We start from the raw sequence: 21,944 nt of genomic DNA on the forward strand, positions 1-21,944 counted from the left end.
GAATAAAGTCATGCTCTTGATGATCATTTGTGATGAGACCATGAAAAAGGGGGAGCCTGATGGTTCCCCCTTTTTTCTGATCTGTTGTTCGTCAATTGCCGTTTAGCCAGAAGCCGTCAGGCCTGTAGATCCCGAACTGCGCTCCGGGTTCCCAGTTGTAGAAGGCCTTGTCCGGAACGTTCATGAGATTGCCGGCGCTGACAACAGGCTGTGGAATTTGGGCAACCAGCCCGATGGTGTAGACCTGATCAGCCTGGATTTCGAGAATCTCGCGCCAGATTTCTTCCTTTTGCTCCTTGGACTTTGAGCGGGACCACGCGTGATAGAGTTCCTCAAGGCGCTGAGCTTCCGGCAAATCAGCCGGACGCCCGGCCGAACCTTTGGTTTCGACATACTGTCCCCACATTGGCCAGTGGAAAGACTGCTGCTGTCGGGGGGTGTATTCGAGGGGTGGTGTATTGGGTGTGATCAGGCTGTTTTCATAGCCGTACCAGAGGGAAACAACAGTTTCTCCCGCAAAGATCCTGTTGCGCAAAACCTCCCGGGATGACGGCTTGCTGTAGACCTTGAGACCGACCTTTGCCATGGAATCAGAAATCAGTTCCAGGATATCTGTTTCGTCCGTGCTTTCACCGGCCGTTTCCACAATGATTTCTGCAAGCCGTCCATCCGGAAGCATGCGGATGCCGTCTTCATTGCGGTTGATCAGTCCGAGTTCGTTCAGAAGGTTGTTCGCCTTTTCTATATCGTAAGTTGCCCAGCGTTTCTGCAGGTCCTCCGAATAGAAAGGACTTTCCGGCAGGATGAGGTTGTTACCTTCCTGTCCCAGACCGTAGTAAAGCACCTGATTGAGCTCACGTCTGTGAACAGCAAGGGATAGCGCCCTGCGGAAACGGACATCGCGAACCAGCCCGGACCAGACGGGATCCTGTACATTCAAATTGGGATAGAGCGCAAACTGGGAACCCCGGATCGTTTTCCAGAGGTGAACGTTGTAACCGAAGCGGTCATCATTTTCCTTGAGATAGGTGTAGTCCGAAAAACCGAGGCCACGGGACTGGAGATCGGTTTCGCCCGCACCTGTTTTGGCCGGGATCAGTCCGGCACCGGACAGGTTCAGGATAAACTGGTCGGCATAGGGCAACTGCTGCCCCTTTTCATCGACGCGATGGTAATAGGGATTGCGAACACCGACAAAGCGGGTTGAAGGGGGTTCTACGGTGTTGATCCAGGGTTGAAGTGTTGGCAACGCCGGATTGGTGAATTTGTACTGTCTTGCCTTCCGGTTGAAGAGCTGTACCCAGTTGCGGGCACCGTTTTCCTCGACCCGCTTGCCAAGCTCGACCGGTTTCACAAAGCCTGCATGGAACTGTTTCATATAATGGGCAGGCTGGTAGATAAAGGCAGGGCGGGTTCCAGCCAGTCGCAGCAGGAAGTAGGGGTTCGGATCTGCCCAGCTGTAGCGGATGCGTTGTTCATCCAGTATCTCGACGCTTGGCGGTTTGCCATTGACCAGCAAATCGGCAGGCACACCCAGAGGACTGAGATCCTCATTCCCAACGACATCTTCCCAGTAAAAGCGGAAATCCTCGGTGGTAAAGGGAGCGCCGTCTGACCATCGGTGGCCCTTGCGCAGTGTCAGGGTAAAGGTTTTCTGATCCTCAACCTCCAGGCGCTCAAGAATATCAACCTGGAGATCCAGATTGCTGTCATAACCGATCAGGCGCGCATAGCCATAAACTCCCATCAGCCGCACGTCCTTGGAGCGCGAGATAAGCGTCCGTATGGCTCCGCCCTGTTTGCCTGTCTGCCATTGACCGTCGGGTTTGACGATGAACGGGGTTTGGGGAATGCGTTCTTGAACCGGCAGAACGTCTCCGCTGGCGACCTTGCTTTTCAGCATAGGAGTTTCCTGCATCTCTGTGACATTGAAGCTCTCATAGGCCGGGCTTTCGTAGATGACAGCATCTGCCAGAGAAGCGCACGGTAACAACAGACTGCTCAGAAAAACGGTTCCGATTGTTGTCTTGCTGCAGTTTTTGAATGAGAAGATCATCAGGGAAATCCTGTTAAAAAACAAATAGCTCAGGAAGTTATTTATCTCAGTTTATCAAGAATACGCCAGATAGGATCCATGGCAGCGTATCCAAGAGCCTGGGACCGGGAAGGAGACCAGCCTTCCAGTTCGTTTGGTGCATCCGCATTGTCCTTGAAAGGCATTTCCAGTGTCATGGCCAGACAGTTGTGGGTCTCGGCTGTATTGTTGCTGCACATGGTCAGATTGCCCTGTTGGGGGCGGTTCTGGGGATAGCCATAAACCCTCTGAAAATCGGGATTGGCCCGTTCGTAATCTTCCTTGAAGGTTTCAAGGAGATTCAGAAGGCGTTCGTCAAAGGACGGGATGCCGTGTGTTCCGGCAATAAAGTTGTAGGGCAGGCCTTCATCACCATGGATATCGAAAGAGAAATCCACGCCCACCTCCATCATTTTCCGGCGGGCATAGAAGACTTCCGGGCTTCTTTCCAGTGTCGGGTTTTCCCATTCCCTGTTCAGGTTGGCACCTGCGGCATTGACGCGCAGGTTTCCGCGACGGGAGCCATCGGGGTTCATGTTGGGAATTACATAAAAATCAGCACGCTTGAGGATTTCACGCGCAACGGGATCGTCCTCATCAAGCAGGCGATCCAGAAAGCCTTCAATCCAGAATTCTGTCATGCTTTCACCGGGATGTTGGCGTGCCAGAACCCAGAGTTTCAGTTTGTCTGCCCCGGGAGTTTCCGGATCACTGATTTTCAGCAGGTCAATGTCCTGCCCATCCAGGCTTTGCCCGATAACTTCCGCACTGACGCGATCCGAAGACTGACAGGCTGCAATCAGATCTGCATGGCGTTCCATGGAATAGGGGGCAAAGTAGGCAAAATAGACAGAGTCCTGTTCGGGCTGCAAGGAGAAGATCAACTCACCGTTTTCATAGCGGGTCGGAACACGGAACCAGTGCTCGCGATCATAGGATGCGACGGTGTTATAGTTCTCCCAGCCGTTTGGATAGGCAGCACCTGCTGCATTGGTAATGCGAACTGTACAGTTTTGCCCCGCAGCACCGGAAAGGCGGAAATAGAACCATTGGTAAAAATCGGAATTGCTGTCTTTTTCAATTTCACAAACAATATCGGAAGCATCATCCAGCTTGAGGCAGCGGATATTACCAGCATCAAAAGCCGAAGAAATTCTAAGCATCTCAAAGTCCAAATTTTTTTAACAGATAACCCGGAATGCAATGCACTCCGGGCTACAAAGCTAACCGATTTTCCGGTCTGAACCAAACCTTCATTTGGTCGGGACGCGATAAGTCCTAATGACACATGAAAACAGGTGTTTTCTGGTTTGCGAAAAGGCTTGCGGTCGCTCCGCCGAAGATCATCTCGCGAAGGCGGTTGTGCCCCCATGCACCTGCTACGATCAAAGAGACTTCAAGCGTATCCGCCTGCTCCGGTATAAGCTTCTCTGCCTTGCCTTCGGGCAGGGTGACGGGAGTTGCGTCCACGCCATTGTGTCCGAGATAGGCTGCGATATCGTTCTGGCTGATCAGGCGTCGAGGCAGTTCTCCGACAGTCAAAAGGGTCACTTTCCCGGCTTTTTGGAGCAGGGGCAGAGCTGCCTTGACAGCATGGGAGGCTTCGGCTGAACCGTTCCATGCGATCAGGATATGATCCAGGATCGGCTTTTTAAGTCCCTCCGCAGGAACAGCCAGTACCGGAAGGGCACTTTCCATCACAAGGGTCCCGGCAAAATCGAAGCCTTCCGCAAAGCCCTCATCAAGCTGGCTGACAACCGTGAGATCACTGAAACGCCCGTGATAGGCCATTACATCCAGAGGAACTCCGTTACTTTCCCGCCATTCACCCGGACAGCCAGACTGCTCCAGATAAACCAGAAAGTCCCTTTGCAGTTCACCTGCTGTCTCTGTGATACGCTTTTTCTGTTCCTCAACAATTTCTTCGGGAATATAACCGGCAGCACCGTGAGTTGTGGCAAAAAGCACAGCCTCTGCTTGGGGTTTCGGGTAGAGTCCCTTTACAAAGGCACCGTTCAGAGCTTTGGAAAGCTGGAATGCAGCATCCAGACGCGTTTGGCATTCCGGTGTCGTGTCGATGTAGACCTGAATATCTTTCATCTTCCTGTCCTCGCGCTAGAGAAAAGCCAACACACTGTGTTTACAGCTTCATTCTGACAGATCAGGGCGAGGGCGCATTGATATCGCTCAAAACGGAAGAAGAATTTTTTGTATCAGGATTTCAGACAGCAGCGTCTGATACGAGGGCGATCATTTCATCAACCATTGCTTCTGAAGTGCAGAACGAGGTAACAAGGCGCGCCTCGAAGATTTCGGGTGTCCAGTAGTGATAGCGGACGTTCCCCTTGAGGCGATTGTGAATCTCCTGGTTCCATTTTACAAAGAGACAGTTTCCCTCCAGGGGAACAGACAGTTCGACCGCAGAAATTTTGCTCAGTCCGTTCCAGAGCCGCTGCGCCATCCGGTTTGCGGTCTGCGCATTTTCGTACCACAGGTCCTGATCGAGATAGGCCTCGAACTGTGCAGCCATGTAGCGGTTTTTTGAAGCCAGCTGAAGCCCCTGTTTGTGAACGAATGCGAAATCTTCTGCAGCTTCGGGAGAGATCAGAACAACAGCTTCACCCATCATCAAGCCGTTTTTCGTGCCACCAAAGGTCAGAACGTCAACGCCCTGATCGGCTGTTATTGCCTTAAGATCCCGGGTGCCCATAAAGGCCGCTGCATTGGCCAGACGGGCACCATCCATATGGACTTTCAAACCGTTTTCCCGGGCTATGGAAATCAGTATGTTCAGTTCTTCCCTGCTGTAGGTTGTCCCGCGTTCTGTCGTTTGGGCAATGGACAGAACCCCCGGTTTTGTCGAGTGGATACCGCGGCCTGATCTGATTGTCTGCTCAAGCTGTTCCGGATCAATCTTCCCATTCTTGCAGGGGATTCCGATCAGTTGAGCGCCGGCATGTTTGCCGACGGCACCGCATTCATCTAGCAGGGTATGAGCCTCTGCACTGCAGTAAATCGCGCTGTAGGGCTTTGCCAGAGCCTGCAATCCGATGATATTGCCACCGGTCCCGTTGAAGCTCAGGAAACTCTTTGCCTCCGGCCCAAACAGGGTTTGCAGCTGCTCTCTGACCTTTGCCGTGATTTCGTCCTCTCCATAGCTTTTGACAAAACCCTCGTTGGCTTTTTGCAGGGAAGCCATCACTTTCGGGTGGACGGGAGATTCGTTATCACTGGCAAAATTGAGCATGGGAAAGTCCTGTGGAAAGTCCTGTTTTTGTCGTGTGCCCCTTATGAAGGCATCTGTTTCAAGACTTTATAGGGTGAACCCAGATGGTCAATGGTTTTGCGGACAAGTGAGCGCACAATAAAGATGGCCAGAATCAAACCGGACGTGCAGGCCATCAGGACAGAAATCCAGACCCCTTCAGCCCCCCAGTCAAGAATGGTGACAAAGAGCGTGGTAAAGGCCAGCGCTGCCAGGATCTGTCTGAACAGACCGATCACAATACTCAAAGCCGGTCTCTTGATCCCCTGCATCAGTGTCAGAATGGCGCTCAGTCCCATATAGACAGGCTGGGCGAGGGCGGCATAGATCAGGTAGCTGCTGCCGACTGCAATCACGGCCTCGTCTGCTGTAAAGAAAGAGATAATCAGGGAGCGTCCGACCAGCAGGAGCGTTCCGGCCACCACCATGTAACCCAACCCGACAGAAAGTCCCCACCAGAAGGCATACCGCAGACGATCAATGCGTTCTGCGCCAAAGTTCTGCGCCAGAATGGGCAGCATGGCCATGGTCAGCCCGATGCTTGGAAGCAGGATAAGCTGTTCAACACGCAGGGCAATGCCGTAGGCCGCAACTGTTTCCTCTCCCAGTGGCTGAAGGTAGTACTGCCAGATAAAGAAGCCCACTGCGATGGTCATGAAATTCAGGGCAGGCGGCAGGCCCTGGGCACAGACTTCCCGGACAGTTTTTCCTGTCGGGATAAACTCTTTCCACTGAACGCCTCTCAGGACAGACGATGTCCCGGCGCGATAGAGCATGAAACAGGCCGAGCCAAACTGGATCAGAGCCGTTGAAACGGCAATTCCTGTAAAACCGAGGGCTGGCAAGCCGGCAAAGCCGTAAATCAGGGCAGGGTTCAGGGCGCAGTTCACAAAAAAGGAGACCATTCCCGACTGTTTGTGGGAGACGTTATCACCCTGGGAGGAAAGAATTCCATTGGCAGCAAAGGCCAGAAGGAATGTTGGCGTTGCAAAAAAGACGATCGTCAGATAGCTGGTTGCGGCTTCCAGATATTCTCCCTGTCCGCCAATAAATCCCAGAAGAGTGGGGATCGTGAAGATGCCGAAGATTCCGACAGCGACAGACAGGAGGAAGATAAAGCCAAGCCCCTGTGCCGCAACGCGCCTGGCTTCCTCGGCATTCTTGCGTCCCCTGGCATTTCCGACCAGACCATTGAGGGCCTGACTGCCGCCGATGGAAAAGGCGATGATAATCAGGAAGACGGGAAAGGACAGTGACAGACCGGCCTGGGCTGTGGTCGAGATCAGTCCTGCAAAGAAGTTGTCCACGACATTGTAAAGGGTACTGAACAGCATCCCGATGGAAGCAGGAATGGCCAGAGCCTTGTAGTGCTCGACAATGGAGCCTTCCGTCAGATCGCGCTCTCTGGATTTCTTTGCTTTTTTCTGTGGAACAGCAGGCGTGTCAGTCATGGGTGTCACCCTTTAAAGGCAGGCACCATTTTTCTGAACGGCTTGCCTGAATTTATGTCTTTCCTGTAATTCGTGAAAAGATCAGGCAGGAAAAGAACTTGTTGCGAATTAATCTCACTCATACAGCAGTTGCCCCGTTCCCAAAAGAGGAATTTTAAATATATGGGCAAAAGTCGCTCTGCAAAAACGTTGTGTTCTGATCGGACGTGACCACCAAAGAAAAATGGCCCCGCAAATCTGCGGGGCCATTGTCTGACAGGCTGTCAGTTTTTCAGCTTATACGCTGTAGTACATGTCGAACTCAACAGGGTGAGGTGTCATTTCGAAGCGCTCTACCTCTTCCCATTTCAGGTCGACGTAAGCTTCGATCTGGTCCCTGGAGAAAACATCGCCCGCCAGCAGGAAGTCGTGGTCTGCTGTCAGCGCATCCAGAGCTTCGCGCAGGGAACCGGCAACTGTCGGGATGTCCTGCAGCTCTTCTTTTGGAAGATCGTACAGATCCTTGTCCATTGCTTCGCCCGGATTGATCTTGTTCTTGATGCCGTCGAGGCCGGCCATCATCAGGGCTGCAAAGGCCAGATACGGGTTTGCAGTCGGATCCGGGAAGCGAACTTCAACACGCTTCGCTTTCGGGTTGGAACCGTGCGGGATACGGCAGGATGCAGAACGGTTGCGTGCAGAATAGGCCAGCAGAACCGGTGCTTCGTAGCCTGGAACCAGACGCTTGTAGCTGTTGGTGGACGGGTTTGTGAAAGCGTTCAGGGCTTTCGCATGCTTGATGATACCGCCGATGAAGTGCAGGCAGCTCTCGGACAGACCGGCATAGCCTTCACCTGCAAAGGTCGGGGTGCCTTCTTTCCAGATAGACAGGTGAGTGTGCATGCCGGAACCGTTGTCACCAGCCACCGGCTTTGGCATGAAGGTCGCGGTCTTGCCGTAGGAGTGGGCAACGTTGTGGATGACATACTTGTAGAGCTGGATTTCATCCGCAGCAATGGTCAGGCTGTTGAACTTTACACCCAGTTCGTGCTGGGAAGGAGCAACCTCGTGGTGGTGCTTTTCTACAGTAACGCCCATTTCCTTGAGGACTGTTACCATTTCTGCACGCATGTCAGCGACAGTGTCGACAGGAGCAACCGGAACGTAACCACCCTTGATGCGTGGACGGTGACCGGAGTTGCCACCTTCCATGGACTTGCCGGAGTTGTGTGGCGCTTCTTCGTCATCCAGTTTGAAGAAGGTGCTGTGGCTGTCTGTGGAGTAGGTCACTTCGTCAAACACGAAGAATTCGGCTTCCGGGCCAACAAAGACTTCATCACCGATGCCAGTGGATTTCAGATAGGCTTCCGCACGTTCAGCAGTTGCACGCGGGTCACGAGCATAGCGATCACCAGTGTCGGGCTCGTAGACTGTGCAGAACAGGATAACCTGTGCCTGTGCAGCAAAGGGGTCCATAACAGCGGAAGACAGATCAGGCTTGATGACCATGTCTGATTCGTTGATGGCTTTCCAGCCAGCGATTGAAGAGCCGTCAAACAGGATGCCTTCTTCCAGTTCATCTTCGCCAACAGCGGAAGCACACATGGTCATGTGGTGCCATTTGCCGCGAGGATCAGTAAAGCGATAGTCCACGAACTGGACGTCGTTTTCCTTGATCATGTCGAGTACTGTTTGAACGTCTGACATTTACGTCTTCCTTCTTTTAAACTTCAAAACTTGTAGAGAAGAGGGGGGTTGGGGAGGGATTGTGATTGATAGGAATAAAAGGATCAGATGGCGTCTGCGCCACGCTCACCTGTTCTGATACGGATGACTTCATCAATGGTGGACACGAAGATCTTGCCATCACCGATGCGTCCGGTCTGGGCGGCCTGAAGAATGGCCTCACAGGCGCGGTCACACAGTTCGTCTTCGAGGATGATTTCGACCTTTACCTTTGGCAGGAAGTCTACAACATATTCCGCACCGCGATAAAGCTCTGTATGACCTTTTTGTCGACCAAAGCCCTTCGCTTCGGTTACGGTGATGCCCTTGATCCCGACATCATGCAGGGCTTCTTTGACTTCATCCAGTTTGAAGGGTTTGATAATGGCTTCGATCTTTTTCATGAGGTCTTCTCCGTCACGATAGACTTGGTGTTCGCTGCTGTTAAAACAAGGTTCGTGCCAAAATTCTTTTTTTGATTTTTTGATTTGTTAGGTCTCTGAAAAACATAGGGTTTTATAAAAATCTGTCGTGCAGAGATTCGGATTTTGACAACCGTACAGTCAGAGCGGAACAAGGAGGGAAGCATAAAAAAAAGCCTTTTGCCTGTTTTTTGTGCATGCTGCCGCAAAAAGAATGCTCTTAAAATGCTCACAGGACAGGGAAAATAAGAGTTTCGGACTGTAACTGTCATAAAAAACAGAGACTTGAGTTGTTTTCGTAAAAAAAGTTTCTTTTTTGAATTCTTGTGCTTGACGGCCTGCCTGCTGCTCGCTAAAAGCATCTTCGTCGACGGGGCAATGCTCCGGAGACTGAAAAATATGATGGTGGCTGTAGCTCAGTTGGTTAGAGCACTGGTTTGTGGTACCAGGGGTCGAGGGTTCAAATCCCTTCAGCCACCCCATTTTCAAACAGGGTTATCCTAGCGGATACTCTGTTTTTTTGTTTTTAGCGCATTGAAAAACAACAAAGATATGAAAAATCTGGATTGTTCCGTGTCATTGCCTGATAATTGCCATGAATAGCATCAATCTAATAAGCCTGAATGTGTTAGGGCAGGGAATGTGGCATGACTGATAACAATTCACAGGATAACAACCGGCGCATACATGAGCGTCTGGCATCAACAGACGAGACAACCTTTGTCCTTTCCATCGGTGAAAGGGAGATTGGCAAGGGTGTCATTCTGGATATGTCTCTGGGGGGCTTTCGGATTGCCAGCAAAGCCCAGCCCGAACTGGGGAGCGGTATTTCCCTGACACATCCGGTTGCCGGGACCTTCGAGGGTGTGGTGGTCTGGACGCGACCTGATGTTTTCGGAGTGAGAGTTGAGATGACCGCTCCGGAACGGGAAAGGGTCTTGCGCTTTACCTGTCTTGCGGTCTTTCCGGATCATGATGTCCCACAACCGCAGAACATTGAAGTTTCCGATCAGGATTAAGAATTAAAAATGCGTAGGTTTAATCGTCAAAGTCTGTTTGGCGTATCACTTTTGGGGCTGGTCGCGTTTGCACCGGCTGTTGAAGCACAGCTTTACAGTGACGGAATGAAGGCCTTTGAGGCTGGCAATGGTGGTGAAGCCATTGAAATATGGAACGTGCTGGCCGAAGAGGGAGACGCCCAGGCACAGTACTCCCTCGCCAAACTCTATGAAACCGGGCTTGGGCAGATTGAGCCTGATCTGAAGCGTGCAGAGCAATGGTATCTGGCGGCCTCAAAGTCCGGCCTGGTGGCGGCTGACAACAATCTGGCTGTTCTTTATGCCGACAGTGACAGTGTGCTTTACAACTGGGACAAGGCTCTTGAACACTGGAAATATGCCAGTCAGGAGGGGCATTCCGTTGCGCAATACAACTATGGTCTTGCCCTGCTCCGAGAGTCTCAGCCCCTTGAAGGCGACGGCAAAAAGGATCTGGAAGACGAGGCGTTTCTCTGGTTCGACAAGGCTTCGGAAAGTGGCATGAATGACGCACGCTATGCCATGGCGCGCTATTATGATGACAAGCTGCCGGAAGGCTCTGAAGCCAGGCACAATCTTCGCCTTTTGCTCCAACAGGCTGCAGATGAAGGGCACATCGCATCTCTTGAACTTCTTGGGCAGCTGCCGGAACTGGCGCCTCTGGAACAGAAACCTGCCGGGAGTTCTGCTGAAGAAGAAAGTGCGGCTGAGACCTCAAGTGAAGAGGAGCAGGAGAGCAATTCCGTTCAACTGACAGAAAACTGGCCGGCGGACATTCCCTTTCCCAAAAGACGTCCGGACCCTGATGCTCCCGGAGTTCCCAAGAAACGGCCCTGATGATGGCAAACACACAACAGCTTTTGTTGACCACTGATGAAATGTATCAGGCTGACCGACTGGCGATTGAAAACGGTCAGACAGGTTTTGTCCTGATGGAACGCGCCGGGCGAGCTGTTGCGGAGGTTGCCGGAGGAATGCTCGGTGATCGTTCTGGCCGCTCTGTTCTGATTCTGGCGGGGCCCGGAAAAAACGGAGGTGATGGTTTCGTCGCCGCCCGTGCTCTTTTTGAAAAGGGGCATCATGTTCTTGTTTGTTGCCCCTTCGGGACGGATGGTTATCAGGGGGAAAGCCTTAAACATTTCAGGCTTTTGCCTTTTAAGGCAAGGGGCACACCTGTTTTCGAGGATTTCCTGGATGCCGATCTGATTGTTGATGCGTTGTTTGGTGCAGGGCTTTCACGCCCTCTGGAGGGCATGGCTGCCCACTGCGCCCTCTGGGCAAAAGAGAGTGGAACAGGGGTGCTTTCTGTGGATGTTCCCAGCGGGTACGATGGATCAAGCGGGAAGAAGGTCGGTGATATTGTCTTTTCGGCAGAAAAGACCGTTACGTTCTTCAGGAAACGCCGCGCCCACTGCCTTTATCCTGCCAAAGCCGATTGCGGAGAGATCATCTGCGCGGATATCGGAATTGATGATGCCGTTCTGGAAAGGATCGCCCCCGACGTTGAGGAGAATGTTCCAGCCCTTTGGAAGGAGGATATCCCGCAACGTCAGTGGAACACGCACAAATACCATTTTGGCCAGGCGTTGATTGCCTGTGGTGAAATGCCAGGTGCCACAGTTCTGGCCTCCCGTGCCTGCCAGAGAACAGGGGCAGGACTGGTCAGGGTTCTGTGTAATCCGGAACTGAAGTCGCTCTTCCTGCAGAATTCAGCCAGCCTTGTTTTGCATGACCAAAAAGCTGAAGCAGCGGAAATTTCCGGAATGGCAAAACTTTCGGCCCTGATGATCGGGCAGGGTGGTGGAACCCATCCGGACTTAAAGCAGGATGTTCTCGGATTTCTGGAAGCACAGCTGCCCACAGTGCTGGATGCGGACGGGCTTTCTGTTTTCAGGGATGCGCCGGACGAACTTTTTGCAAAGCTGCACAGAAACTGTGTCCTGACACCTCATGAGGGCGAATTCTCCAGACTCTTTCCGGGGCTTGATCCCGAAGGGGATCGCATTGAAGCCGTGAGGCAGGCCGCTCGTCAGGCTGGAGCTGTTGTCTTGCTGAAAGGTGCCTCAACGATTATTGCAGATCCTGACGGCATGGTCCGTTTGTCTTCACCTTTTGCTTCGTTCCACTTGGCAACCGCAGGAAGCGGTGATGTATTGGGCGGAATTATTTGCGGACTTCTGGCGCAGGGGCTCACAGCCTTTCAGGCTGCAAGTGCCGGTGCATGGCTGCACAGCTGCGCCGGATACCATTTGGGCCAAGGGCTTATCGCTGATGATTTGCCGGAAGCCTTGCCTGCCGTGTTTGAACAGCTTCGTTCGGTCTGATTTTCGATTCTTAAAATGAGTTGTGAAAATTTACTATTCCTTAAAGTAATCAAAGTAATGTGGTGCCATGGTTGCTTTAAAGAAAGAGATCGAGATGGGTTTTATTTCTTCTCTCTATAAAAACAAAAAAGATCAGGCTATCGAGGTCGGTGGGACATATCATCATATCGGTGATTACAACACGATCGAAACGGCCAGAGTGATTTCTATCAAGGATGACTTAACAGGCATTCCACACGTGCGTTTTATGGTGACTGTTGACGGTGAAACATCCCACACGGGTTTTGAGGAAGTCAGAACCCTGGGAACGGTTTCCTTCAATGAGAAATATTCCGCTGCCTACTGAAGCAGCAGGGTAAAAAAGGGCGATTTTCATCGCCCTTTGATATTTCAGCGACCCTTCCAGACCGGGTCGCGCTTTTCCTTGAACGCTCTGAAGCCTTCAAGCTGATCTTCCGAATTGTACAGCTTTTCAACAGTCGCAAACTGGCTCTTGGTGATCCTGTTCATTGCGTCCTGGAACTTCATGTCCTCCGCCTCACGGACAATTTCCTTGGTTGCGGCAATGACAAGAGGTGGCCCCTTGGCAAGAAGCTCTGCCATGGAGAGGGCTTCTTCCATGAGCTTTTCTGCGGGAACAACGCGATTGACCAATCCCCAGTGTGCTGCTTCCGCTGTATCCATCCAGCGGCCGGTCAGAAGAAGTTCCATCGCAATATGATAGGGAATGCGCTTTGGCAGCTTGACCGATGCGGCATCAGCAACTGTTCCCGAGCGGATTTCAGGCAGGGCAAAACTTGCATGTTCTGCTGCAATGATAATGTCACCGGACAGCGCCAGTTCCAGACCGCCGCCACAGCAAATTCCATTGACTGCCATGATCACCGGTTTGTTCAGTCCGCGCAGTTCCTGCAGGCCACCAAAACCACCAACGCCGTAATCGCCGTCAACAGCGTCGCCGTCAGCGGCAGCTTTCAGATCCCATCCCGGGCAGAAAAACTTTTCGCCCGAGGCTGTGACAACGGCAACACGCAGATCATCATTGTCTCTGAAATCAGCGAAAATCTTGCCCATAACGCGGCTGGTTGCCAGGTCAATTGCATTGGCCTTGGGGCGGTCCAGCGTGACAATGAGGATGCCGTCACGCTGCTCTGTTTTTACCGGTGTTTCAGTGGTCATCTGTAAGTGCTCCTGTTCTCATCAGGGCATCAACTGCTGTTGCAGAAGTTGCCGTGCACAAAAGTGGATTGATTTCCAGTTCTGTGATGTTTTCATTGTTGTTTCCGGCTTCATTGAAGGAAATGACAAAGGTCTGCATCCTGTCAATGGCATCCAGGACTGCATCCATGTTTGCAGCCTGCATTCCCCTGTAACCCTTGAGAAGCGGGAAAACCCTGAGTTGTTCCAGCTCTCTGAGGATCTCGTCTCTTGTAGCCGGAAGCAGGACTGTGCGGGTGTCCTGCCAAAGCTCTGTCATCACGCCTCCGGCACCGAGTGTCAGAAGATATCCGCAAGCCGGATCGTGCAAAAGTCCCACAAGCAGTTCGGCAACAGGTTTTTCCACCATCTCCTCGACAAGAAAATCGCGGGTTGGCAGACTGCTTACAGCCTGTTCCAGTTCCTGTCTGGACTGAATGTTCAGAATAACACCACCGGCTTCTGTCTTGTGAGCCAGCCCCACCGCTTTCAGGACAAGTGGATAGGAGAGCCTGTCAATATCCCGGGAAGCCTGATCAAGAGAAGAAGCCTGAACAGATTGAGGGATCGAAAGTCCGGACCTTCTCAGCAGATCCTTTGCCTCTGATTCGCTGATCGTTCTCTGATTGTCAGAGAGGGTGCGCAGGGGCAAAAGCGGAAGCGGGGTTTCTTGTGCGGCTTCATGAATGAACGCTGCTGTCTCGATTGCAACAAGGCTTTCCGTTATTCCTGCAAGCGGGATCAGTCCCCTGGAGAGGATGGTCTCTGCAACATCTTCCGAGAGGTTTTCCGGCATGCTGGAGAGAACCCCCAGTGTTTTCCCCGTTGCCTGCCTGACTTCCGAGAGGGCATCCACCACCATTTCCCATTCGGCAATACCGCAGCGGTCCGATCTCGGGAAATCAAGGACAACAAAGCCTATCGCTGCTTCACTGTCTTCAAAGGCAGCCATAAAGCATTGATGCAGGGCTTCAGGTCTGGCCCAGATAAAGGTGTGATAATCCAGAGGGTTGGCCAGGAAGACATGCTCACCGAGAGCGTTTGCAAGCTTGACCTTTTGTTGATCATTGAGGGGAGGCAGGGTCACATCGCGGTCAACAGCGTTATCAGCGATAAGGCTGGCTTCTCCACCTGAACAGGACAGAGAGACAAGCTGATTGTTTTTCAGAGGGCCTGCGAAATGAAGGATTTTCAGGGTTTCCAGCAGATCAGAAGGGGACAGAACCTGTCCGATCCCGAGGCGTTTGAGCAGGGCGTCACTGCCTGCAGCGCTGCCTGCCAGCGATGCCGTATGGGAAACAACACCAGCCTGGGACTGTTCCGAACGTCCGGATTTGACGGCAACAATTCCCTTGCCCATTTTCCGGGCCTTCAGAGCCATGGCTTCAAAGGCCTGCAGATCGCCAATGCCCTCGATATAAAGGCCAAGCGCTGTCACACGGTCATCTTCCAGCAATTTCTCGCCAATTTCCGAGAGAGAGGTCTGGGCCTGATTTCCCGTTGTCACAACATAGGCAACGGGCAGTCCGCGCTGTTGCATGGTCAGATTAATGGCAAGGTTGGAGGACTGGCTGATCAGCGCGACGCCTTTTTCTACCCGCTTGCCACCGTGAATGTCCGGCCAGAGCAGGACACCATCCAGAAAGTTGAGGAAACCATAGCAGTTCGGCCCCATGATCCTCATTTCACCAGCGGCTTCCAGAAGCTGCTCCTGAAGCTCCAGACCGTCCCCGGTTTCCTGCTGGGCTTCCTTGAAACCTGCTGCAAAGCAGACGGCACCTCCTGCGCCACGCGCAGAAAGTGCCTTGATGACTTCGATGGTCTGATATTTATTCACACCGACAAAGGAGCTGTCCGGTGCCGCAGGCAGTTCGTCAACGGACGCGTAGGCTCTCAGGCCTTCAATTTCGGTTTTTTTTGGATGTACGGGCCAGATTTGCCCCGTGTATCCCAGCTCAAGGCAGCGTTTGATAACGCTGCTGCACCATGCTCCTCCACCGATCACTGCAATGGTGTCGGGTTGGAGCAACCTGTCGAGATTTTCTGTTTTTGCCTTCATTTCAGTTGTCCGGACCTCCCGTTATGCGCCAAGAGGTCTCAGCAAATCCCGACTGATAATATGGCGTTGGATCTCGCTGGTGCCATCCCAGATGCGTTCAACGCGGGCATCGCGCCAGAACCGTTCGATCGGGAAATCATCCATGAGCCCCATTCCGCCATAGATTTGCAGGGTGGCATCCGTGACGCGTGCAAGCATTTCTGTCGCATAAAGCTTTGCCGATGCAATTTCACGGTTTGCAGACAATCCCTGATCCAGACGCCAGGCCGAACTAAGCGTGAGCCAGTCTGCTGCATCAATCTCGGTGATCATGTCTGCAAGCTGGAAGCTGACCCCCTGGAACTTGCCAATCGGCTGACCGAACTGCTTGCGTTCGGCGGCATAGTTCAGCCCATAGTCAAAACAGCGTCTTGCCCGGCCCACGGACATGGCTGCAACTGTGATGCGTGTGGCATAAAGCCACTCGTTCATAACATCAAAACCGCCGTCGACCTCCCCCAGAACCTGTTCCTTGGGAAGACGGCAGTTGTCAAAGTAAAGGATGTAGTTCTTGTAGCCTTTGTGGGAAACGGAATTGTAACCATCGCGCACTTCAAAACCCGGTGTTCCGCGATCAACCAGGAAGGTGGTGATGCGTTTTTTTGGCCCCCGCGGGGTTTCATCAACACCAGTGGCGACAAAGACAATAAAGAAATCAGCGTGTTCCGCCCCGGAAATGAAGTGCTTGGAACCATTGATCACCCAGTCTGTTCCATCCTGGACAGCCGTACAGCGCATGCCGCGAACATCAGAACCGGCATCCGGCTCTGTCATGGCAAGAGCGTCCATTTTCTCACCGCGCACTGCGGGCAGGAGATAACGTTCCTTCTGTTCGCCTTCACAGGCCATCAGGATATTCTGGGGGCGTCCGAAAAAGTGGGTGAGAGCCATCGAGCCGCGCCCGAGCTCGCGCTCGACAAGGGCAAAGTCCAGATGGGACAGACCTGCGCCGCCAACCTCTTCGGGAAAGTTACAGGCGTAGAAACCCAGTTCGAGAACCTTGTTCTTGAGGTCCTCGGCAACCTCATGCGGGACAGAGCCGGTTTTCTCAACAAGCTCTTCGTGAGGGTAGATTTCCTTTTCGACAAAGGACCGTACCGTCGAGACGATCATGTCCTGTTCTTGTGTCAGACCAAATTGCATTTTTTTGTTCCAGTTTTAAAAGCCTCTGGTTTGACTCTAGAAGAAAAGCGCAACATTATTGTGCAAAACTGGATTACATTCATGCGCTTTTGGATTTTGTTATGAGCAGAACCTGCAAAATCGGTGTTCTTTTGTTTCCGGAATTTTCAAATCATTGTCTGGCAAATGCAATTGAACCATTGCGTGCAGCAAACACCTTTCTCGGAGAGAGCTATTACCGGTGGGAGTTTCTGACCGTGGACGGGGAAACCGTCCATTCCTCAAGCGGTTTGCCTGTCGCACCGGAAAAGACCCTTTTTGACAGTACGGGGGGAGATTACCTCTTTGTGCTGCCAAGCTATGAATTCAGACAGTTTGTCAAACCGAAGTATCTTCGCGCCCTGCAATCTGCAGCAAAGCGGTTTGAGAACCTTGTTGGCATGGATACGGGAAGCTGGTTACTGGCTGCGGCAGAACTGCTCAACCAGAGGAAGGCGACCATTCACTGGGATGAACTGGACAATTTCGCCGAAGCCTTTCCTCAAATCGATGTTGTTGAGGATCGCTATGTTGTTGATGACAATATTCTGAGCTGTGGCGGGGTTTCGACGACCTTTGAGCTGATTTTGGAACTGATTTCCGGACAGCTGGGCCCAATGTTCCGTCTGGAGGTTGCTGCGCTTTTCATGCACGGAGAGCGAAGCAAGCTCTTTGAACCAACTCTGAAACCGACAGGATTGCAGACCATCGATGCGGCTGTCGCCCTGATGAGGCGTCATCTTTCGGAACCTGTAACCGTTGCGGAAATTGCCAGAAACAGCGGTTGTTCGCAGCGGAAACTGGAACAGCTTTTCAGGCAGAGGCTCAGGGAGAGTCCCAGGACAGTCTACAAACGTATCCGTTTGCAGGAAGCCAGAAGGCAGATAGAGAAAAGCAATTATTCTGTGGCAGAAATTGCAGACCGCTGCGGGTACATCAATGCCAGTGCGATGACGCGTGCTTTTCGGGAGGAATTTGCAATCACGCCCCAAAAGCTCAGAAAAAAGATGAGTCTTTCATAAATGAAAGCAGGCCCGAACAGAAGTACGGACCTGCTTTGCTGGTATCATAATCCATCCCGGGATCAGCTGGATGGCAGAATAACCTTGTTGATGACGTGAATCACACCGTTGGAGGCTTCAATGTCAGCAGAAATGACTTGAGCTCCATCGACCTTCACGCCTGAACCGTTTTTGAAAATATCAACTGTCTGATCACCTGTTTGCTTGAGCGTGTGAACCTTGTTCAGTCCGGAGCTGATGTCAGCAGCCATTACCTTGCCTGGCAGAACGTGATAGCTCAGAATTGCTGCGAGCTGTTCCTTGTTCTCCGGCTTCAGAAGGTTTTCAACAGTTCCTTCGGGAAGCGCGGCAAAGGCTTCATCGGTCGGGGCAAAAACAGTCAGATTTTCGCCGGTGGCCAGAGCATCTGCCAGGCCTGCGGCCTGTGCCGCTGCGAGCAATGTGTTGAAAGATCCGGCACTGGATGCAGTTTCAACAATATTTGCAGCATAGACAGGGCTGGAAAAAGCAGCAGCTGCGACGATAGCGATCATGGATTTCTTGAGTGACATAAGAGAGCTCCTTTGACTTGATTTACGGGTCATATTGTTCAGGCTCTTGATGGGGACAGGCCTGATTACAGAGCTCTTTACGGGCTGTTTGTCCTTTTAGATCATAGAGTTATTTTCCACCTGTTTCGGAAGTGTTTTCTCTTTTAATCTCAAACAGTTTTGGGGTTTCTTAAAAGAATTCTTGTTTGAAACACAAAAAAGCCCCGCCAAAAAACGGCAGGGCTTTTTCTGATTGTCAGAGAAATCTGTCGGACTTATCCGCCATAGGGACCTGTCAGACCAAGTTTTTCCAGCAGGGTCACCAGACGGTTTGCATTCAGTGTCGCATCGGAACCGTACTTGGCGATCAGGGCAGTGCGCTGATCATCATCCTGTGTGACGGAGAAGGCACCCCAGAGAGCGGCCAGATCTTCGGTCAGAGTACGCAGTTCGTCAGCTTCTGCAGTTACCGCAACCTTGTTGATCGCATCTGCGGTTACCTTGCCAACACCATTGACAGTCTTGGCACCTTCGGAGCTGTAGCCGGCTGGCAGATCACCCTTGAGGTTTGTAACGGCCTTGTACTGGATAGCATCAAAGATCTGATCAACAGCCTGCTTTGCACCTTCCACACGGGACATGTGCTCGGTATCGGCTGCTGCGTGTGGCAGCAGTTCCAGTTTGTCAGCGTGCTTTTCAACGAGCCCCAGGTAAGGAACCATCGGGCCTGACAGTTCACCGTTTTCAGCATTCTTGAACAGGTCGGCATCAATCGCAGCATAGGATACCTTGCCGGAAGACAGGGCCTTGTCCAGGGCATCAACGTTAACCACTTCACCACGGTCGTAGTTCACAATGATCGCACCGTCATTCATTGCGGACAGAACGTCATCATTGACCAGGCTGTCGTTGGCAAACTTGCCTGTTTCAGCATTGAAGGCACCCAGACCGGTGTGTGGGCTGAGAACGTCGGCACCCTTTGCTGCCTCTACAGGAGAGGAAGCGTAGATGAAGCCTTCGGATTCAATCCATTGCTGGTGGTGAGGACGGGCGTAGATGGAAACGCTCATGCCAAAGGATTTGGCCAGTTTCGCCACTTCACGACCGATGTTGCCGTAGCCGATCACGGCCATGCGCTTGCCTTCGAGCTTCACTGTCGGGAACTTGCACAGGTCCTTGCCGGTGTCAAAGTTACCGTCAACGACCAGCTTGTGCATTTCATCAACAGGCAGATCCGGAGAAACCTTGAGCAGGGCCTTCATTGCCATCTGTGCTGTCGCACGGCTGTTGAAACTTGGTGTGTTCATCAGTGGTGCTTCGCCACCATCACCATTTCCGCCACCCCAGGATGCAGAGCCCATGTTGCCTGTACCGGCACCAATGCGAACGCCGCCTTCCTTGAAGAGCGAACCGGCAGGCAGGAAAGTCGCCGCAACGATGGTTGCATCGTACTGGCCCTTGTCTGTCTGTGGCAGCAGCTCTTCTTCCGTGCTAAGGTTCGGCTGGTAGGAGAAGTGGATCTTGCCAGCCTCAAGGCTTGCACCTTCGGCAATCGGACCTTCGTGGAAGACGCCGCCTTTGGACTCAACATAGGCTTTTACTACAGAGTGATCCGGGTTGCCATTGGCATCAAACTTCAGGCCAATCAGATCGGCAACCAGTACCTTGTAGGCTTTGGACTGATCATCCTTGCGAACCTTTTCACCGGAAGCTGCTTCTGCAGAGGCTTCGAATGTTACACCCTGTGCAGCCAGTTCCTCTTCAAGAACAATTACCTTGGCACGGTGGTAGGCATAACGCAGGTTTTCCAGCAGGGCAGGAATGTCCTCGTTTGGACGGATGCCACCGATCCAGGCACGGTAATCACCCGGTGTGCCCGGGAAGGCATTGACATAACGGGCTGCATCCAGCGGCTTTTCATAATCGCCGTTCGGGTGTGTCAGACCTTCATAGCCCAGCAGCTGCTTGGACTTTGCGATCACCTTTGCGTGCAGCGCCGGATCTTCCAGAGTCTGCGATGCCTTTACCTTCAGCAGAGTAACGGCCGCACCACGGTTCGGAGCGTTTTCAACGCCCAGATCCAGTGTGTCATTCTGTGCAATCCAGTTGTTGACGAGTTCGCGGTTTTCAACAGAACGCTGGTTCATGTCGCGCACTGTGCCAACGTTTTTCCCAGCGCGCAGAACACCGAACGTTGTTTCGGCAAAGTTGATGGTGGAGAAGGTGTTGATGATACCGCCCAGCATCTTGTTTTCCTGTGGATCGTACACAGGACCGTACTGCCAGCTTTTCTCGCTGGAGAAAGGAGCTTTCGGATCGGCAGGCGCACAGATTTTCAGCTGACGCGGGATTGCCCAGCTCGGGTTCTTGATGTTGTCATCCATCAACGCCAGAGCTTGCGGGGTGTAGGATGCGATGAAGTATGCAGATGCACCACCGATTGCCTTCTGGAATGGCATGAACATGCAGCATTTGTCCAGAAACTCGCTGACAACTTCCTGCGCCCATGGCATGGCACCCAGCATTGAGGTGCTGTCGATGATGGCGTGGTGTTCCGCAGGATTGCGATCGATCCATGCGAGCAGGCCTTTGACTTCCTCTTCGGTGTAACAGGTCGCGCCGGTCGTTTCGTGGCCAACACCAACGAAAACTTTCACACCCATTGATTCCAGCTCATCCGCAGAAGGGATCACGCCTTCGGATGTGGAGTAGTGCAGGCGGCTCAGGTCGCTGTTCTGGGAGTTCTTGTAGAGCTCCATGATCTGTGCACCCCAGGACTGACGGAAGAAGCCGCCAGAATTGCTTGCTTCTGTCTCCGGAGCCGGTGTGTCCACATAGACATGCAGATCATCCTTGTTGGCATTCAGCATGTGCATGACAGAAACAGTAAAACCACTGTGACCGCCACCGAGGCCGATCGCCATTTTGTTTTTCTTCGGGAATTCGAAGTAGCTGTGGATTGCCTGCGCCATGTCCAGAAGAACCTTGTCTGCAGGATAGCCGCGGTGCATGGAACGACCGATTTCTGGAGTGGTCAGGCTGCCGATGCGGTTGCCTTTGTCATCGACCTTTGCGTAGTTTTCTTCCAGCCAGCGATCAAACTCGAAGCGCATGCGACGGCCATAGACTTCGTCTTCAGACATGTCCGTGATCGGGCCAACACCGAAGAACTGGTTGATAGTCCGCTTTGGAGCACCGTTTTCGGTTGCAGCCAGAGAGGCGGATCGTAGCGCTTTGAGGTCATCGATAGAGGGCATGATCTCTTATTTCCTTCTCACTATGGATGGGAGCCTTTCGGGCTCAGTACCTTTGCTCTGCTTCTGGGGCAAAGCAGATTGTCTTCATTTTCGGAGAACAATCGGGGAAATCCGGGTCCTGCCTTCTGGCGGGCAAAACATCCAGTTTTGTTCAATGCCTCTTTTATATTGATTTTTTCAGGACGCAAGAGCCCTGATGCGAAAAAATCTTGCACGTGAGCGACGCCTGGACGGGTTTGATGCTTTTTTATGCAAAAAAGAGAAAGCGATAACTTGTGTGCGTCATAACCGCGCTTTTTTCGAATATTGTTAATTTTAATGTTTGTTTTTGGAAATTTTCTGTTTCGGGGCTCTGTGCCGAAAAAATGATCACCCTTTTGTGCGCTGCTTTGTGAGCTGCCG

At 52.3% G+C, this 21,944-nt stretch carries 17 protein-coding genes and 1 tRNA gene; 6 read left to right on the top strand and 12 right to left on the bottom strand.

Annotation, left to right across the window (positions count from 1 at the left end):
* Window positions 1-91: 91 nt before the first annotated feature.
* The 7 genes from AAAH10_RS08580 to AAAH10_RS08610 all read right to left on the bottom strand — a co-directional run bounded on the left by AAAH10_RS08580 (window position 92) and on the right by AAAH10_RS08610 (window position 8,898).
* Entirely contained in the window at window positions 92-2,056 is a 1,965-nt protein-coding gene (locus tag AAAH10_RS08580; protein ID WP_343562559.1) for an ABC transporter substrate-binding protein, read from the bottom strand.
* Between the two features lie 41 nt (window positions 2,057-2,097).
* Complete coding sequence (locus AAAH10_RS08585) at window positions 2,098-3,237, bottom strand: M14 family metallopeptidase (protein WP_343562561.1); 1,140 nt, start codon at window positions 3,235-3,237, stop codon at window positions 2,098-2,100.
* 115 nt (window positions 3,238-3,352) lie between these two features.
* Entirely contained in the window at window positions 3,353-4,174 is an 822-nt protein-coding gene (locus tag AAAH10_RS08590) for a universal stress protein (protein WP_343562563.1), read from the bottom strand.
* A 121-nt stretch (window positions 4,175-4,295) separates the two neighbouring features.
* Window positions 4,296-5,321 (bottom strand): threonine aldolase family protein, encoded by a 1,026-nt coding sequence (locus AAAH10_RS08595; RefSeq protein WP_343562564.1) that lies wholly within the window; start codon window positions 5,319-5,321, stop codon window positions 4,296-4,298.
* A 41-nt stretch (window positions 5,322-5,362) separates the two neighbouring features.
* Window positions 5,363-6,790, bottom strand: a complete 1,428-nt coding sequence (locus tag AAAH10_RS08600; protein WP_343562565.1) for an MATE family efflux transporter — start codon at window positions 6,788-6,790, stop codon at window positions 5,363-5,365.
* A gap of 276 nt (window positions 6,791-7,066) precedes the next feature.
* Window positions 7,067-8,476, bottom strand: coding sequence for a type I glutamate--ammonia ligase (gene glnA, locus AAAH10_RS08605; protein ID WP_343562567.1), 1,410 nt, complete (start codon window positions 8,474-8,476; stop codon window positions 7,067-7,069).
* A gap of 83 nt (window positions 8,477-8,559) precedes the next feature.
* Entirely contained in the window at window positions 8,560-8,898 is a 339-nt protein-coding gene (locus AAAH10_RS08610) for a P-II family nitrogen regulator (protein WP_343562569.1), read from the bottom strand.
* Window positions 8,899-9,321: 423 nt separating this feature from the next.
* Here AAAH10_RS08610 and AAAH10_RS08615 point away from each other — a divergent pair.
* From AAAH10_RS08615 to AAAH10_RS08635, 5 genes are all read left to right on the top strand, one after another.
* Window positions 9,322-9,398, top strand: a tRNA-His gene (locus AAAH10_RS08615).
* Between the two features lie 165 nt (window positions 9,399-9,563).
* Window positions 9,564-9,935, top strand: a complete 372-nt coding sequence (locus tag AAAH10_RS08620; protein ID WP_343562571.1) for a PilZ domain-containing protein — start codon at window positions 9,564-9,566, stop codon at window positions 9,933-9,935.
* Between the two features lie 9 nt (window positions 9,936-9,944).
* Window positions 9,945-10,790, top strand: a complete 846-nt coding sequence (locus tag AAAH10_RS08625; RefSeq protein ID WP_343562573.1) for a tetratricopeptide repeat protein — start codon at window positions 9,945-9,947, stop codon at window positions 10,788-10,790.
* 2 nt (window positions 10,791-10,792) lie between these two features.
* A complete protein-coding gene (locus tag AAAH10_RS08630) occupies window positions 10,793-12,277 on the top strand; it encodes an NAD(P)H-hydrate dehydratase (RefSeq protein ID WP_343562575.1) in 1,485 nt (494 codons plus the stop codon).
* Window positions 12,278-12,371: 94 nt separating this feature from the next.
* Window positions 12,372-12,623, top strand: a complete 252-nt coding sequence (locus AAAH10_RS08635) for a hypothetical protein (protein ID WP_343562577.1) — start codon at window positions 12,372-12,374, stop codon at window positions 12,621-12,623.
* 44 nt (window positions 12,624-12,667) lie between these two features.
* Here the strand turns inward: AAAH10_RS08635 and AAAH10_RS08640 are convergent, their stop codons facing one another.
* The 3 genes from AAAH10_RS08640 to AAAH10_RS08650 are packed head-to-tail and all read right to left on the bottom strand — an operon-like array spanning window position 12,668 to window position 16,715.
* Window positions 12,668-13,456, bottom strand: coding sequence for a carnitinyl-CoA dehydratase (locus tag AAAH10_RS08640; protein WP_343562579.1), 789 nt, complete (start codon window positions 13,454-13,456; stop codon window positions 12,668-12,670).
* The gene (locus AAAH10_RS08645; RefSeq protein ID WP_343562581.1) at window positions 13,446-15,533 is read right to left on the bottom strand and encodes an acetate--CoA ligase family protein; all 2,088 of its coding nucleotides are present in this window, start codon (window positions 15,531-15,533) and stop codon (window positions 13,446-13,448) included. The genes AAAH10_RS08640 and AAAH10_RS08645 overlap by 11 nt, the downstream gene beginning before the upstream one ends.
* Window positions 15,534-15,554: 21 nt before the next feature.
* Window positions 15,555-16,715, bottom strand: a complete 1,161-nt coding sequence (locus AAAH10_RS08650) for an acyl-CoA dehydrogenase family protein (RefSeq protein WP_343562583.1) — start codon at window positions 16,713-16,715, stop codon at window positions 15,555-15,557.
* Between the two features lie 101 nt (window positions 16,716-16,816).
* Here AAAH10_RS08650 and AAAH10_RS08655 point away from each other — a divergent pair, with 101 nt between their 5' ends.
* The gene (locus tag AAAH10_RS08655) at window positions 16,817-17,755 is read left to right on the top strand and encodes a GlxA family transcriptional regulator (RefSeq protein WP_343562585.1); all 939 of its coding nucleotides are present in this window, start codon (window positions 16,817-16,819) and stop codon (window positions 17,753-17,755) included.
* A gap of 62 nt (window positions 17,756-17,817) precedes the next feature.
* On the opposite strand, the gene AAAH10_RS08660 is transcribed toward AAAH10_RS08655, so the two are convergent.
* Window positions 17,818-18,306: a fasciclin domain-containing protein gene (locus AAAH10_RS08660; RefSeq protein ID WP_343562587.1), complete on the bottom strand. Its 489-nt coding sequence runs from the start codon at window positions 18,304-18,306 to the stop codon at window positions 17,818-17,820.
* A 254-nt stretch (window positions 18,307-18,560) separates the two neighbouring features.
* Window positions 18,561-21,542, bottom strand: coding sequence for an NAD(P)-dependent oxidoreductase (locus AAAH10_RS08665; protein ID WP_343562589.1), 2,982 nt, complete (start codon window positions 21,540-21,542; stop codon window positions 18,561-18,563).
* Between the last annotated feature and the right edge of the window lie 402 nt (window positions 21,543-21,944).

The sequence above is a fragment of the Carbonatibacter coralli genome (genome assembly GCF_039592655.1).
Taxonomy (GTDB): Bacteria; Pseudomonadota; Alphaproteobacteria; order Kiloniellales; family Kiloniellaceae; genus Carbonatibacter; species Carbonatibacter coralli.